Source organism: Pedobacter aquae (assembly GCF_008195825.1).
GTDB classification, from domain to species: Bacteria; Bacteroidota; Bacteroidia; order Sphingobacteriales; family Sphingobacteriaceae; genus Pseudopedobacter; species Pseudopedobacter aquae.
This window is the reverse complement of sequence record NZ_CP043329.1, coordinates 194521-210275: the sequence shown is the minus strand read 5'-3', so window position 1 is coordinate 210275 and position 15755 is coordinate 194521. Positions and strand designations below refer to the sequence as shown.

The following is a 15755-nucleotide window of genomic DNA, read 5'->3' as shown; positions in this document are numbered from 1 at the left end:
TTTATTAAGATTTCATGGTGCTTGGACAAACATAAGCACTGATGTTAAATTTTTCGGTTTCTTTAATGGCTTTAAAGCCGCCTTTTACATCTATTAATTTATCAAACCCACGGGCTCTTAATATCGAATTAAAAATCATAGAGCGGTAACCTCCTGCACAGTGTACGTAATAAGTTTTATCCTTATCTAAAGTGCTCATTTGGTTATTGATATAATCTAAAGCTACGTTTTCTGCATCAATAATATGCTCTGCAAAATACTCGGTATCTTTTCTCACGTCAACAATATTTACAGCTTCGCCCGATGCTATTTTCTGAGCCAATTCATCAGCAGAAACAGATGCTATTTTATCTATCTCTTTACCGGCTGCTTCCCAAGCTTTCATACCCCCTGCTAAATAACCAATAGCAGCATCATAACCTACTCTTGCTAAACGGGTTACAACTTCTTCTTCCCTACCTTCATCGGTTATTAATAATATTTCTTGTTTGATATCTGGAATTAAAGAACCCACCCAAGGTGCAAAATTACCATCGATACCTATATTGATAGCGTTAGGGATAAAACCTGCTGCAAAAGTTTGTGCATCTCTAGTATCTAACAAAACAGCACCTGTTTCATTAGCGGCCGCTTCAAAAGCATCCGGAGATAAAGCCTGCGTACCTTTTTCCAAAACTTTCTCAAAACTTTCATAACCTTCTTTATTCATTTTCACGTTTTCTGGGAAATAAGCTGGCGGCGGAGTTAAACCATCTGTAACTTCTTTCACAAACTCTTCTTTGGTCATGTTTGCTCTTAAAGCATAGTTGTATTTTTTCTGATTGCCCAAAGTATCGGTAGTTTCTTTGCTCATGTTTTTACCACAGGCAGAACCTGCACCATGTGCCGGATATACGGTAACCTCATCTGGCAAAGTCATGACTTTATTTCTTAAAGAATCAAACAAAGTAGCTGCTAGCTCTTCTTGTGTCATGTGAGCAGCTTTTTGGGCTAAATCTGGCCGACCAACATCGCCAATAAATAACGTATCGCCAGAGAATAGGGCGGTTTCTTTTCCGTCTTTATCTAACAATAAATAACAGCTAGACTCCATGGTATGGCCTGGAGTATGCAATACTTTAAAGCTGATATCGCCAAGTTTGAAAATTTCTCCATCTGTAGCTATATGTGCATCAAAACTTGGGTTTGCCTGAGGGCCATAAATAATTTTAGCACCTGTTTGCTTACTTAAATCAACATGGCCAGACACAAAATCTGCATGAAAATGCGTCTCAAAAATGTATTTAATAGTAGCGCCATTGGCTTTAGTTTTTTCTATGTAAGGACCAACTTCTCTTAAAGGATCTATAATGGCGGCTTCATTACCTGATTGAATGTAGTATGCACCTTGTGCTAAACATCCGGTATAAATTTGCTCTATTATCATATATGTATTTTTTAATTTTTCTATTTATTACTTCAAATTTCGGCTTTATATATTTCTCATTTAGTGACATTTATCACCTAAGGGAAATTATAAATATATTTCTTTGATGAGGATGTACACCCCCATGATTAAAACAAACCATCCAAAACCTTTTTTAAGTTTAGCGCTTGTTATTTTTTTGCTTATTATGCCTCCAATAAATATTCCTGCTATTGCTATAGCGCTTATGGTTAACAAGAAAATCCAATCGATTTGAAAATGGCCTAAATCTCCGACAAAACCTATTAAAGAGTTTAAAGCAATGATGAGTAAAGAAGTACCTATCGCTTTTTTCATAGGCAGTTTCACTAAAAAAACCAGTGCCGGTATTAATAAAAAACCACCTCCGGCACCTAAAATACCGGTAATAATACCAATGGCAACACCGTATCCTAATAGCTTTAAAAATTTAATACAATCTGTACATTCTTTTTCTGGCGCTATCATTTGGTTGTTTTTTATCATGCTTAAAGATGCTGCTAGCATTAAAATAGCAAACAAAACCATGGTAAAAACAGATGAAGTAAATTCAAAACCTGCTATAGTAAATAGGTGGTGCGGGATATTTGGAACTAAAAATTTTCTTGTTAAAAAAACGGTGATGATAGAGGCAGCACCAAAATATAAAGCGGTTTTAACACTTACCAAATTATTTTTAAAATTGCTGTAAGAACCAATTAAGCTGGTTATGCCTACTATAAATAAAGAATAAGAAGTGGCTAATAATGGATGTATTCCAAATAAATAAACCAGTACCGGAACTGTTAATATAGAGCCGCCGCCGCCAATTAAGCCCAATGAAACACCAATAAGAGCCGAAGCTAAGTAACCTGCTATTTCCATTTATTGTAATTTACAACAAAGATGCTGCAATGGCTACTGCTTATTGGTGACTTTTGTCACATCCTTAAAAAAACGTCAAAAAAAATTATTTTAACCACTCTACATAGTTGCGATGTAAAATAACATGTCCCCGCTGTTCTATCTTTTTCAGTAATCTGGATATGACCTCTCTGGATGAGTTTAAATCGGCCGCAATTTCTTGATGTGTTAAGGGTAATTGCTTGGTATTGAGTTTTTCTACTTGTTTTTTGAGGTAGAACATCAAGCGTTCATCTAAACCTTTAAATGCTACGCTATCTATCACTTGTAAAAGTTCTTCAAAGCGGCTTCTATAAGTTTCAAGCGTAAAGTAATACCAGGTTTTGTAATTACGTACCAAATCGTCCATAATTTCTATGGGGATAGATAAAACCGTGGTCTTTTCTACCGCTTTAGCCATTACCTCGCTGGTTTCTTGTTTGGTGGCACATATTAAAGACAAAGCACATGCATTACCGGGTTCTAGATAGTACATAAAAAATTCGCCGCCATCTTCGCCTTGTCTGTAAAGTTTTACCTTACCGGCTACTACCAGCATCGTAGAACGAAAATACTGCCCCGGCTGCATCATCAACTCTCCAGTTTCAAATGTTTTGATGCTAGTATGTTGTGCTAGCTTCTCTTTTAAAGCCAGTTCAAACTGAGGAAAATATTGTTGAAGATAATCGTTTGCAGAAAGGTTTGCCATCATCTGTACCTAATGAATTTTTTCTAAGATAAAGCTTTTACCTTTTTGATATGAGTTTTTAAACTTTTATGATGATGATTTAACAAATTTAAATCGGCTTAAAGCCAAATAACAGGATATTTGATAACTAAATTTCTAATAACTTCTTCTACCTGGGGTTGATGATTTAAAGTAGCCCAAGTTTTAAACCACTGGTTTTGTTTGAAAGCATTTGCCCCAAAAACCAATGCTGGTTGCGCAACAGGCCACTCGTTCCAATACATGACATCGGGTTTTAATGGCCATTTACTTTTATCAGTTAGGTAAGGATATAAAAAAGTGATACCTTTTTGGATAGATTTTCCATCCTCTGTTTTATAAGCCCATAAATTATCTTGAGGGGTTGATAATATTTGGCAAAGCGTGGCCATAGCATCTAAATTAAATAGCGAATAACCATAAGGTTTGGTACGAGCCATTTCTAAAGGAAAACTTCCATCTAACGCCATTTGATTAGGTAATAAAACAGTTTTATATCTATTTCTACAAAATTCTAGAAGCTTTTCATCGCCAGTTAGTTTAGCAAAAGAAGCTACCTGCATGGTAAAGCAAGTACCATGATTATTTTTAGCTTCCATTTCTGCATTACCATATGGATGTGTCATTAGCCAGTTCAAATATTGGGTAAACCAATTTTTTATGGCTTTTAAATCTTCTTGTAAAATTCCTTTTTCCATTACGATTACACCTTGTGCAACATCCATGAGGTGAATGGTATCAATAATACCGATTCCTCTGCCTGTAAAACGGCCTTTTATGGCCTGTGCATATAAAAGATGAGGATTCATCTTTGTATCAGCATTTATAAACCAAGCTTTTAAATGTTTTACAGCATGGTTGATATATTTTTTATCTCCGGTTAGCTTGTAAGCTGATGCTAAAGAGCCAATAATTTTACCTAACCTAATCACCGCAAAACGGTGCGCCACAAAATTATCTGGATTGGTTAAACCATCCTTTTGTATATAGGGTCCATTAGGATTTTGTGGGTCTGGCCACCAATAATCGCCTTCTGAGTAAAAATCATTTTTGCCTCCAGCACTTCTTGGTGATGTGCTTGCTGTTATGGTAACAGGTTGCTCTTTTAAAGCCCATGCAGCCTCATCAAGTATTTGTTTTTTTAATACTTTGGTGATTTTTTTTTCTAATGGAGAATTAGAATATACAAAAAGTGGAAAGATAAGAATAATGAGCAAAAACAATTTCCTTATAATATGCATAGCTTATGTTGTTTCAAATTGAATAAAATTTAAGGTATATAGTTAAAATTAGTCTGGATTAACATCACGATAATCCCTTTCAAATAAGTATTAGAAGCCTTAATAGTTATTTCTAGCTGCTGCCCAAGCTGGCCCAATCTTTTCTATTAACCAAAATGGCTTTTTCAAATTATTTTTAAATTGCCATACCCCATCAGACTTTACCAATTCTTGTGTGCTTTTAACAAAACCTTGGGTTAAAGTAGCGCCAACAAGTTGATTATTTTGTATTTGTAGGTTTTTAGGTTGATCCTCAAATGTGGTTAACTTTGGTGAATTAGAGATATAATTATCTATAATTTTAACCCCGTCTGGTACTAGAATACGTGTACTATTTTTTCCAGAACCTAAATTAAAAGCTTCGGTACAGTCTAAAATCATATTCTTGCTGATAAGGGCATTTTTAACTTGCCAGTATTCATTAAGTTTTGGGTTCTCAACAGCATTCATCACAGAAACGGCGGCTCTTAAACCTGTTCCGGTTAAGCCATGTAAATAATTACCTTCTACTTTTTGGTTTTCACCGATGATTCTGATACCTCCTGTATTTTTCTTTTTATTACCGATGAAATAGTTATCTAACACTTCAGAAAAATTACCATGTCTAAAGGTTAAGGTGCCATCGCACTCGTAAAAAAGGTTATTCTTAATGGTATTATGACCAGATTTTATAGATATAATCTCTGTTTCCCCATCGCATTTATCAAAAATATTATGAGATACGTTGGTGTAAGAATCATGCATAGACCAATCACTCGTACCTATTCTAATGGTTTCCCCGCCGTTAGCATCTAAAGGCGGACGAGGACCAAAATAATTATGGTCTATTTGGTGATAGTTAGGCTTATCTGCCAACCAAACTACCAGCGTTGTACCCATATGGTTTTTACCTTTAAGCTCGCAATGGTCTACCCTATTGTTGTTTCCATATAAAGAAACCCATTTATAATCGGTTTCTTTTGAAGGCGGGTTGTAGTTGATAACACTGCTATTGGTTAATCTACAATTAGACGATGTTGCCGAAAATTGCACTACATGGCCTTTGTCTAGGTAACCATCGGCGAAAGCCAAACCATCTACAACTAGCCATTCGCCATCAATTCTTAAATTTGAACTTCCTGTCAATTTTATTTTGCCTGGGCTTGCTGTGGTTAAAATTATAGGTTGCTCTTTGGTGCCCTTTCCTTTGAAATTTAATTGTTGGTTAGACCAATCGCCCGCTTGCATTACTACTTTATCGCCCGGTTTTAATATCAAGGCATTTAACTCGGCAACAGATTTAATTTTATAAACCTTCCCTTGTAAAACCGTTTTCTTTTCTATGTCAGAGCCCAATTTAGGTGTACTAGCATGAACCATAATAGCATTGCTTAAGCCAATGATGAATAAGATTTTGATGATATTTTTAGTTTTCATGTTGTTGAGGTTTATTATAATTTGGCGCCTAAAGTTCTCCCTGTTGTTGATTTATCTGACAAAGCAGACCCCGGTTTAAGATTGAAATTAAAAGAAGAACTGTCTATAAAATCGGGTTTAATTTGATAGATATTTTTACCTGCCACAGTGCCGTAAAAAGAGTCTATCCTGCCAGAATTATAGAAATTGCAATCATCTACTTTGATATCATCCCATCTAAACTCTCTAAATTCTATAGAGCGCCCGCCTTGCCCACTATTCATAAAAATACTATTGGTAACCGCAGCTTGTTGCGCACCCGATAGGCGTACAACAGTACCTTGCTCTCTATTTTCTATTTCGTTAAAAGTGCAATAATCTATAGTTAGAAATGGCCCTAAAGTACTTTCGTCATTACCACCACGGTATACATTAATAGCAGAGCCTAAAATATTGGTAAACACACAGTTTTTGATGATGGTATTTTCTACCCCATATATCCCTTTGTCTTCCTTCTCCTCGGCCAAATTAATACCCATACCAGAAATATTTCTAAATAAAGAGTTGGTGATTAGCAAGGTATCTGCAAAAGTGCTTTTACTTGCTTTAAAGCCAGAGAAAGTGCTTTCGTTATAATCGTAAAACTCGCAACCATCTATTTTTACGTTGTAATGCTTGTTCATAGCTTGGTCTGTAGAGCGTATACCGCATTGCACATCGCCATAGCTTTCAAAAGCTCCTTTAAAAGCTAAACCTTTTACAGCTAAAGAGCCGCCGTTAGCAATGGTAATAAAAGCGGGAAGTGTTTTAAAACTACTGTTTACCAAAATTGGTTTGCTTTTTAAGCTTTTATCGGCTGTTAAATACAGCATTTTATCTAAAACTATTTCTTTATCTAGCTTATAAAAAGTAGCATCTGTAAAGCAAATGGTATCGCCAGAAATGGCATTTGCAATAAGTTTATGAATTTGTTGGCTTTGAGCCGATGCTAAACTAAAAGTCTTATTAGCTCTTGAAGATTTAACTTCTTCTTGTACATACCAACCAGCTCCGGTTTGCGATTTCTGTACAAAAGGTAGCTTTTTCACATCAGCACCATAATTTTTATGATAAGGGATGCTTAAAGTATCTTTTTTTTGATGATTTACTTTGATAAGAGTAAAGCCATCTGTTAATGGGGCTATAGCCGAGTTTACAACAGCGTTATTTACCAAACTAATTCCTTTATCTTTATTGGTATCCTCAATTAAATTCCCTGTAGGATTTACCATTAAATTACTAGAAAATGTAACGCTTTGAGGCGATAAAGTCCGCTCGGCATCTTTACCAGCGCCAAATAAAACTGGTCCGCAATTGATAAAAGTGTTGCGCTCTATATTAGCATCCTTAACCTGATAATATCTGTTAATTAAAGAATTAGGAACGCCGTTCATGACGGCTAAAGCAGAGCGAAAAGCTGTTCCTCTTAAATCTTTAAATACATTATTAAAAACCTTATGCCCAGGATTAATCACCCTAACTCCGCCCGTAAAAGGTTTATGATTGCCTAAAAATAAATTCCCTTCTACGGTATTGTTTGAGCCATGTCTTAATACTAATGAGCCTTCACACTCGTAAAAAGTATTGAAACTGATGTTATTTTCGCCAGACTTAATGGATACAATTTCTACTTCGCCATTACATCTTTCAAAATAATTGTTGATGATTTGAGTGCGAGATGCGGTTAAAGAATAGCGTGAAACGCCTATCCTAATAGTTTCCCCACCGTTAGACCCAAAACGTTGTCGACCTTTAAAATAATTAGCATCTATACTATGGTAATTTTCCTGACTGCGTTCATCGTTTAATTCGGCAATGATAACGGGTCCGCCACTTAGTTTATCCACAAAAGTACAATGGTCTACCCGATTGCGTTTACCCCAAAAAACCACCCAAACATCGTTTTTAAAACGCTCTGGCTGACTAAAATCTTCTATCACAGATTCTGTTAGTCGGCAATAATTGGCCAATAAATCATTATTAATTCTAAAAGTTACCACCTCTCTTTGCGGGCTGTACCCATTTTTAAAATGCAAGCCTTTAATGATTAAATGTTCGCCTGCGATACGCAGAAAGGATTGCCCGGTAATGATTACTTTTTTTGCCTCTTTAGGCATAATCACAATAGGTTTTAAGGCAGTTCCTTTCCCATAAATGGTTAAAGCAACATTTTTCCATTCTTGATTTGCTAAAAAAACCGTATCGCCTGGCTTAGCTTGTTTAACAGCGTCTTCTAAGGCATCAGCATCTTTAACTATCTTACTTTGCGCCCAAACAAAAGGACTATAAAACAGCAATAAGAAGTATAAAATTATCTTCATGATGGAATGGTTTAGGGAGTGAGCGTGTGAATTATAGCGAGGGCTTAACATAAATGCTTTGAGGATATTCAAAACCCTCAAAGCATTAAAATAATTTAGGAGAAACTGATACCTCCGTTAATATCAATATTATTACCAGTAAGGTAAGAAGACTCATCTGAAGCTAAATATGCTACCAAATCTGCCACTTCTTCTGCTCTACCTTCTCTTTTAACAGCTGTTGCAGCAGCAACATTAACCCTAACTTCTGGCTTGGTGAAACTGTCATGAAAAGCAGTAGCTATCATCCCTGGTGCTACAGCATTTACACGAATGCCTTTAGGACCTAACTCTTTTGCTAATGCTCTGGTATAGGTCATGATAGCACCTTTAGAAGTAGCATAAGCACTTGCTCCTGGGCCACCGCCATCTCTTCCGGCTAAAGAAGAAAAATTAATGATAGCAGAACCAGCCGGCATAAAAGGAATCACGTTCTTAACAGCTAAAAACACCGATTTTAGGTTCAAACTCATCACATAATCCCAAAAATCTTCGTCCATTTCTAGGGTAGCTTTTCTGGCTACTAAACCGCCAGCAACATTAACTAAAACATGAATTTCATTGCCAAAAGCAGCTTTTGTTTCTGCTACTAATTGCTCTACTTCGGCAGCTTTTGTCATATCTGCTTTTACAATGATACCTTCGCCACCTACTTCTTTAACTAATCTTAAAGTTTCGTTGGCATTATCTTCATTACCTAAATAATTGATAACAACTTTTGCTCCCTCTTTTGCTAATTGTACAGAAACTGCTCTTCCAATATCTCTTGAACCGCCTGTGATAATGGCTACTTTATTTTTAAACGCATGCTATAATTTATTTAAGATTTTAATTTTTTTGTTGTGATGTATTTAATGCTTATCCACGAAAGTGGAACTAAAACTGCTGCTAATACAAAGAATGAAACATAGCTAGTTTGTGTAATAACTGGCACTGCCCATGTAGTTAGTAAAGTACCTGCCACGGCTGCTGTACCCGCCATGCCTGCCACTACGCCAACATTTTTTCCGTTAAAATAATCGCTAGGTAAGGTTTGCAAATTGCCAATTAGAAACTGAAAGCCAAACAAGGTGGTACCTATTAATAGCATGGCCAATGTTGGCAGCTCTTTTAAACTTCCTAAGAAATAGACAATGGCTGTTAAAGAAATAATCATCACAAAACAACCAATAGCAATAGCATATTTACGAGCTTTTTCAGCAAACATTCCATTTTTTATAAGCCTTGATGAATAATAACCACCTGCCAAACTACCAATGGCAGCAAACAAATACGGTAACCAAGTAAAAGCGCCTATTTGCTTAATATCAAACATGAATTGTTCTTTTAAAAAGGTTGGCAGCCAGGTAACAAAAAGCCACCAAACAGGATCTATAAAGAACCTAGCCATGATAATACCCCAAGTATTTCTAAATTTCAACAGCTCTTTCCATCCTAAAATAGGCGCTTCAACAGCTGCTTCTGTAAGATGCGTTGTTGTGGGCTTTGCTAAAATATGCACTCTTTCATCTTCTGTTAACCAAGGGTGTTTATCTGGCGTGGCTTTGTTAACTATTAACCAAGGCACTACCCAAATAATACCTAAACCTGCTATTAATACAAAGGTTAATTTCCAACCAAAAGCAATATAAAGAAGCGCAATAATAGGTGCCGATACCACCGAGCCTAAAGCTGCTCCTGCGTTAAATATACCTTGTGCTATAGCTCTTTCTTTGGCAGGAAACCATTCTGCATTACTTTTTGTTGCCCCTGGCCAGTTTCCTGCTTCGCTAAAACCTAGCATAAACCTAAAAATATTGAAAGACATCAATGATTTTGCAAAAGCATGTAAGGCTATAGAAATACTCCACCCGATGATAGAAATCGTCATCCCTAAACGCGTTCCAATAGCATCCATAAGTTTACCTGTAAAGGTTTGTCCTAAGGCATAGGCAATCATAAAAAAGGTAGTGATGAGTGCTAAAGCACTTTTATTATCCGCATCAGCGATACCAAATTCTTTATAAATGTATGGCCATAAGATGTTTATAGCACTTCTATCAACGTAATTGATAATGGTTGCAATGCCTATTAAAGCTATTATGTACCAACGTAATCCTTTTACTTTCATGTTTCTTATTTTTACTGATGGATACCTAACTCTTTAAGAAAATTCATGATAGCAGCGTTAACTTCTGAGTTTTTCTCTTGCGGGAATTTCCCATGTTCGCCGCCTTCTACCGTGATAAAGGTATTTTTAACGCCCATTTCATCTAATTTTTTCTTGAGCTTTACAGATTGCTGATAGCTAACAACTGGGTCTGCATCGCCGTGAACGATAAATATGGGCGGACTATTCTTTTTGACATGATAGATGGGTGAAACCGACTGAACAAATGCTGGGTTTTTTATCTGATTTCCTAGCCACATGTTTAACGATTTACTAGGCCAATCTCCTAATTCTGCTATACCATATTTATTGATAATGGCCGCAACTTTAACATCATTTACGCCTTTACAGTTGCTATCAAAACGGGTATCATTACCTAATAAACCGCCCATTAAGGCCAAATGACCTCCGGCAGAACCGCCCATAATCACTATTTTATTGATATCGATATTCAGAGCCTTGGCATTTTTTATCAGATAAATTAAGGCACAGCGAGTATCTTCAACAGCAGCAGGTGCTGGTGCTACTTGCGATAAACGATAAGCAATATTGGCAACCGCATATCCTTTCTTAAAAAATGTATTAAAACCGGTTTGAGATTCTTTAGAACCTTTATTCCAACCGCCACCATGTATATTGATAACAACCGGACTTGGGCCTTTATCTTTTGGTGGCAGATATAAATCCATCTTACCTTCCCAGCCATTGGCCACGGTATACACCACATTAAGTTGTTCTGAATAACCTGCAGGATACTCAACCTTTTTATAGGTTTGTGTTTCTTGTGCTTTTAAAGTAGCTGCTGCTAGCAAAAAGAAACAGAGTGCTAATATTTTCTTCATTTTTAAATGCGTTTTGAATCAGCTTTAAGCTAAAAAATCTTCTCTATGCGGACTAAAAACATCTATCAGTACGCCGGGTTCTAAACATACGCAACCATGTATGGTATGTGGTTTTACGTAATAACCATCGCCGGTTCTAATAATTTTTTTCTCGTCTCCTATGGTCATTTCAAAAGCACCGCTTTCTACATAAGTAACTTGTGCATGGTAATGCTGATGTAAAGCACCTACAGCACCTACCTCAAACTTTACTTTTACCATCATCACTTGTTTATCATAGCCATACATTTTTCTTTGTATGCCGTTTCCTAAATCTTCCCAAGGGGTCTCGTTTTCAAACTGAAATGAATTGCTTTCCATTGTATTTATAATTATTGGTTTTAAATTTTATTTGATGATGATATAGTTGTCTTTATCCTGATAGTTAATGGTATAGTTATAGGTTTTACCTTTTAGCTTAAAGCTGATTTGTGTTTGTTTATCATCGCTACTGATGAGGCTTAAGTTGCTAATACCACTACCCGCTGCTGTTATGGTTTCATTTATAGGATCTACCCCGCCATGGGCTTCGGTAACACTTACAAAAGTTTGATTTTTTGCAGCTGCTTGCGATAGCATAAATCCTTTTCCAGGAAATAGACTCATTTCTGGATCGTTGGCACCAATAGCCATTTGTTTTACCACTAAGGCTTCTCCGCTTGTAAAATGTGTAGTATAAAATCTTTCATTATTCAAAATGGTGATAAAGCCACCTTGAGTATCAAGGGTATTTTCGGCAGTTTTCCAGATATGTTGATAGCCATTTGCCTTACCTAAAGCTCTTAAATTATCGGTAATTGCGTTTATTTTAAAAGAACTGTTCACCAAATGACCGTTATACCAAAACGGCAAATCGTATTGATGGTTATTAGCAGAATTCGCTCGGTACACATCAATCAAAAGAGCTTTATGAAGCTCTGGAAGTTTCACCAAAGCGGTAGTTCTATACAAATCAACATCAGCGTAAGCATGTGTTTCTTTAGCGCTTACCACTTGTAATTGAGGTTGATTACTAAAATATAAAAGTTCTGGATGCTGTTTTTCTCCTAGTTCTTCTTTGGCTTGATAATGCGATATTTCATCAACAACCAAAGTATTATGCGCCACTGTTTGCTTGGCCCAACTGGTATTTTCTGGCAAATAATGTCCGCCTCTTTTAGATTCTATATTGATGAATCGGGCAGCTCCATAATCAATAAAAACTTCGGCATTATTATCGTAATACAAAATGTTTAACCTATCAAAATGGCCATGTCCCATGCCCTGAGATGCCGCCTTAAAAACCAAAGCTTGTTGGTCTTTATGATCTCCGGCTCTTAAAACGCCAACACCACCTTCATTGCCATTGCCACCATCTCTTATCCATTGCGATTGATATTTAAAGGGTTCTGTTTTACCTGCTGCTATAGCTTTGGCTACTTTTAAACCTGCATCAGAAACGATTACTTTTTTTTGTTTTTGAGCAATATCTAACAAATGATTTTCTTCTTTAATATCCGCGTAAGCGAGATTTAAACCATAAACCAATTCTATAGATTCGTAAGTTTTATCTTTGATAGCATCATTAAAAGGAAATAAAACGCCGTTGGTATAAGTAAGCTGTAAAGATGTATTGATGGCTTTTGCTAATAGCCTATCTCTGTATGCAAAAATATTTAGCTGGGGCTGATAGTTATGAATTGCTTTTGCGAAAAGGATAAAGGGCAATAAAGCATAACGCTGATAATAAGGACCTTCCATATAATAACCATCTGGAGAGAACAATTGATTGATTTGTGCTAAATAACCTGTTTTGCTATCTTTTTTAGAACCTTTTATTGCCATTTCTACATAATCTGGCTGATTTAAGACATAACCGGTCATCCCTACGGCAGCAACATTCCATGTACCATGGTTATGAATTTTATTGAAAGTTTCATAGCTATCTACCGTTAAAAATTTAAGGATAGGCATGAAAAGATTTTGCTCTATTTGCTCTCGTTCTTTTGCTGTTAGGGCATCGTAAACCAAATCATAACCTTGTATCACATACACCTGCCAAACACAGTCATTTAAACCTTGCCAAAATATTTTTCCTGCCGGATGATTGGGTTTCCTCTTTGGATGTAAAGGCCATTTCTGATATTGCGAAGCATAATTGAGCAAAATATCTCTCACATAAGTGGCATATTTTTTATCCTGTGAGATTTGATAAGCAACGCCACAATTTAAAATATTGATATAATTTCTTTTGTGCTGCTCATGCGTAATTCCGCCTCCTCCATCAGTTGGAACAGGTACGTTTAACGGCGATTTTAAAGCTAACTCTGCTTCTGCTTTAAGCGCTTCATAAGATGTTTGAAGCAATGGATATTGCTGGACGCCAGTTCTTATTTCTGGTAATTGAGCCTCTGTAAGCATTAAAGAAGGATGCTTCTGCGCTAAAGTAGTTGAGCTAAAAATGGAGCAAAAGAATACAATTACCACTGTTTTTAAGTAGTTCATAAATGAAAAATAAGGTGTTAATTTATTATTGGTTTATCCTTTTTAAAGGCTATAATTCTGCTTGTTTCATGATGTGCTGCGTTGCAAAACCAGCCTTACTGATTTGCCAAATCTCATCTAAATGCGTTGCCATAGCTTTTTCTGCCAAGCTTATATCTTGCTTTTCTATGGCTTCTAATACTTTTCTATGCTCTGCAATAGCTTTCTTGCCTCTGTTTTCTCCACAAATTTTGCTTTCTACGATATTCTTAATCAAATCAGGAATAAGAATTAAAATCATAGATTCTACAACAGAGTTTTTAGAAGCTTTAGCAATTTTGATATGAAAAATCATATCTTCTTCCACAGCATTATCTGCACCATTGCTTAGTTTATATTCGTAATCTTCTAATGCCGATTTGATCTCCTGTAAATCTTCTTCGCTTCTTCTTTCTGCTGCTAGCTTTACTGCTGTTAATTCTAAATGATATCGAGCTTCTATTAAAGCATTAAAATCATCCTTATTAAACTTAATAATATCCGAAATGATATTATCAATCACGTTGATGCTAAGCCCAGAAACATAAGTACCACTTTGCGGATTGGTTCTTAAAAGACCATAAAATTCTAATTTCAAAATAGCTTCTCTGATATAACTTCTGCCTACACCAAAACTTTCCGAAAGCACTCTTTCTGCAGGTAATCTGTCTCCGGGCTTTAACTGACCAGAAGTTATCAAATGCTTTAATTGCCCGATGATTTTATCAACGGGAGATTCTAATTTTATGGTTTTGATAGTTTCAACAACAGCATGCATAAAAGTTCAATTTGGTTAACCAATTATTTGGTTAACCAAATCTAAACATTAAAATTGGTTAACCAAATAAAATTTAACATTCTAATAAAAAAAGCCTCTTACATTGCTGCAAGAGGCTTAGTAATAATGGCTGTATCAAAAAAATCAACTCCCTTGTTTAAATTCTAATTCGCTGTTTAACAAATAAGCACCTGTGGTAACCACCAAATCACCTATTTTTAAACCTTCTTTAATTTCTATTTGGTTGCTATTTTCTAAACCTATGGTAACTTCTTTTTTGGTATAGGTATTTTTACCCGTTTTTAACCAAACCACATTTGTTTTACCATTTCTAAGTACCGCATTTATGGGTAGCGATATTCCTTCAGAGGTCTTGCCTTTTAGTTTTACATAGGCAAGCATACCAGGTTTTAATTGTAAATCGTTATTTTTCACATTAATTCTCACCAAATTTACCCTGCTGTTTGCATTAATTTCTGGGTTTTGAAAATCAACACGCCCTGTAATTTCTTTTTCAGGAAAATCAGGAATGCTTACTTTAACGGTTTGTTGCAAGTTAACTTGTGCCAATTGTGAGGCATAAAGCTGAGCTTCGGCCCATAAATTAGACAAATCTGCCAGTTTCAAAATTAAAGAGCCTTCCATCACATAATCGCCCTCGGTAACCATAAGCTCGGTGATGTAGCCTCCCTTTTTACTGTAAAAAGTAGTTAAATCATCTATTTTCTTTTGTGCTGCCAGCGTTTTAATCTGCTGTGCTGTCATCCCCCACAACAATAACTTCTGCTTTGCGCTTTGCAATAAACGACCATAGTCTATCAAACCGTTTTTAAATTCTTGTTGCTTTTCTAAAGCTGCCAAATATTCTTGCTTAGCACTGTTCAACTCTTCACTATAAATATCCATCAGTTTAGAACCAGCAGGAACAAAATCGCCTATATTCTTAATGTACAAGCGTTCTACCCTACCTGCAACTTTTGCACTTATGGCTTCTTGTAAATTCTCATCGGTATTTAAAGTTGCTGTAACCGTAATTTCTGCATTTACGCCCCCAGCTTTTACAGTATCTGTTTGGATATTACCTAACTGAATTTGCTGGTCGCTTAACATCAATTCGTTCACCTGTTTACTAGCATTTTTCTGTACTGCAATTAAATCCATCTTGCAAATGGCACAAGTACCCGGCTCTGGCTCCATAATTTGTGGATGCATAGAACAGGTATAATAAGTATTACTATCAGCTGCATTTTTTTTATCGCCGCTACAGGCTGATAAAACGATTAAAACAGCAAGCGAAATCAATTTTAATATTTTCATC

General features: G+C 36.0%; 13 protein-coding genes. All 13 read right to left on the bottom strand.

Annotated elements, in window-relative coordinates:
• Window positions 1-4: 4 nt before the first annotated feature.
• The 13 genes from FYC62_RS01030 to FYC62_RS00970 all read right to left on the bottom strand — a co-directional run bounded on the left by FYC62_RS01030 (window position 5) and on the right by FYC62_RS00970 (window position 15754).
• Window positions 5-1426, bottom strand: coding sequence for an MBL fold metallo-hydrolase (locus FYC62_RS01030; RefSeq protein WP_149073606.1), 1422 nt, complete (start codon window positions 1424-1426; stop codon window positions 5-7).
• An 87-nt stretch (window positions 1427-1513) separates the two neighbouring features.
• Window positions 1514-2308, bottom strand: coding sequence for a sulfite exporter TauE/SafE family protein (locus tag FYC62_RS01025; protein ID WP_149073605.1), 795 nt, complete (start codon window positions 2306-2308; stop codon window positions 1514-1516).
• Window positions 2309-2393: 85 nt separating this feature from the next.
• Complete coding sequence (locus tag FYC62_RS01020) at window positions 2394-3038, bottom strand: Crp/Fnr family transcriptional regulator (RefSeq protein WP_202594432.1); 645 nt, start codon at window positions 3036-3038, stop codon at window positions 2394-2396.
• Between the two features lie 95 nt (window positions 3039-3133).
• A complete protein-coding gene (locus FYC62_RS01015) occupies window positions 3134-4294 on the bottom strand; it encodes an alginate lyase family protein (RefSeq protein WP_149073604.1) in 1161 nt (386 codons plus the stop codon).
• 99 nt (window positions 4295-4393) lie between these two features.
• A complete protein-coding gene (locus FYC62_RS01010; protein WP_240534775.1) occupies window positions 4394-5749 on the bottom strand; it encodes a polysaccharide lyase 6 family protein in 1356 nt (451 codons plus the stop codon).
• Window positions 5750-5763: 14 nt separating this feature from the next.
• Window positions 5764-8088, bottom strand: coding sequence for a chondroitinase-B domain-containing protein (locus tag FYC62_RS01005; protein ID WP_149073603.1), 2325 nt, complete (start codon window positions 8086-8088; stop codon window positions 5764-5766).
• 95 nt (window positions 8089-8183) lie between these two features.
• Entirely contained in the window at window positions 8184-8909 is a 726-nt protein-coding gene (locus tag FYC62_RS01000) for an SDR family NAD(P)-dependent oxidoreductase (RefSeq protein ID WP_262713582.1), read from the bottom strand.
• A 38-nt stretch (window positions 8910-8947) separates the two neighbouring features.
• Complete coding sequence (locus FYC62_RS00995) at window positions 8948-10237, bottom strand: MFS transporter (protein WP_149073601.1); 1290 nt, start codon at window positions 10235-10237, stop codon at window positions 8948-8950.
• Window positions 10238-10248: 11 nt separating this feature from the next.
• The gene (locus FYC62_RS00990) at window positions 10249-11118 is read right to left on the bottom strand and encodes an alpha/beta hydrolase (RefSeq protein ID WP_149073600.1); all 870 of its coding nucleotides are present in this window, start codon (window positions 11116-11118) and stop codon (window positions 10249-10251) included.
• Between the two features lie 24 nt (window positions 11119-11142).
• On the bottom strand, window positions 11143-11478 hold the full coding sequence (locus FYC62_RS00985; protein ID WP_149073599.1) for a cupin domain-containing protein: 336 nt from the start codon (window positions 11476-11478) through the stop codon (window positions 11143-11145).
• Window positions 11479-11505: 27 nt separating this feature from the next.
• A complete protein-coding gene (locus FYC62_RS00980) occupies window positions 11506-13641 on the bottom strand; it encodes a heparinase II/III domain-containing protein (RefSeq protein ID WP_149073598.1) in 2136 nt (711 codons plus the stop codon).
• Window positions 13642-13690: 49 nt separating this feature from the next.
• Window positions 13691-14437, bottom strand: coding sequence for a FadR/GntR family transcriptional regulator (locus FYC62_RS00975; RefSeq protein ID WP_149073597.1), 747 nt, complete (start codon window positions 14435-14437; stop codon window positions 13691-13693).
• A gap of 144 nt (window positions 14438-14581) precedes the next feature.
• Window positions 14582-15754: an efflux RND transporter periplasmic adaptor subunit gene (locus tag FYC62_RS00970; RefSeq protein WP_149073596.1), complete on the bottom strand. Its 1173-nt coding sequence runs from the start codon at window positions 15752-15754 to the stop codon at window positions 14582-14584.
• Window position 15755 lies beyond the last annotated feature (1 nt).

What these genes read in the sequence shown, in the direction of transcription:
- FYC62_RS01025 (WP_149073605.1), bottom strand. Translation starts at nt 2,308, where the DNA reads ATGGAAATAGCAGGTTACTTAGCTTCGGCTCTTATTGGTGTTTCATTG.
- FYC62_RS01010 (WP_240534775.1), bottom strand. Translation starts at nt 5,749, where the DNA reads ATGAAAACTAAAAATATCATCAAAATCTTATTCATCATTGGCTTAAGC.
- FYC62_RS00975 (WP_149073597.1), bottom strand. Translation starts at nt 14,437, where the DNA reads ATGCATGCTGTTGTTGAAACTATCAAAACCATAAAATTAGAATCTCCC.
- FYC62_RS01015 (WP_149073604.1), bottom strand. Translation starts at nt 4,294, where the DNA reads ATGCATATTATAAGGAAATTGTTTTTGCTCATTATTCTTATCTTTCCA.
- FYC62_RS00980 (WP_149073598.1), bottom strand. Translation starts at nt 13,641, where the DNA reads ATGAACTACTTAAAAACAGTGGTAATTGTATTCTTTTGCTCCATTTTT.
- FYC62_RS01030 (WP_149073606.1), bottom strand. Translation starts at nt 1,426, where the DNA reads ATGATAATAGAGCAAATTTATACCGGATGTTTAGCACAAGGTGCATAC.
- FYC62_RS00995 (WP_149073601.1), bottom strand. Translation starts at nt 10,237, where the DNA reads ATGAAAGTAAAAGGATTACGTTGGTACATAATAGCTTTAATAGGCATT.
- FYC62_RS00970 (WP_149073596.1), bottom strand. Translation starts at nt 15,754, where the DNA reads ATGAAAATATTAAAATTGATTTCGCTTGCTGTTTTAATCGTTTTATCA.
- FYC62_RS01005 (WP_149073603.1), bottom strand. Translation starts at nt 8,088, where the DNA reads ATGAAGATAATTTTATACTTCTTATTGCTGTTTTATAGTCCTTTTGTT.
- FYC62_RS00985 (WP_149073599.1), bottom strand. Translation starts at nt 11,478, where the DNA reads ATGGAAAGCAATTCATTTCAGTTTGAAAACGAGACCCCTTGGGAAGAT.
- FYC62_RS01020 (WP_202594432.1), bottom strand. Translation starts at nt 3,038, where the DNA reads ATGATGGCAAACCTTTCTGCAAACGATTATCTTCAACAATATTTTCCT.
- FYC62_RS00990 (WP_149073600.1), bottom strand. Translation starts at nt 11,118, where the DNA reads ATGAAGAAAATATTAGCACTCTGTTTCTTTTTGCTAGCAGCAGCTACT.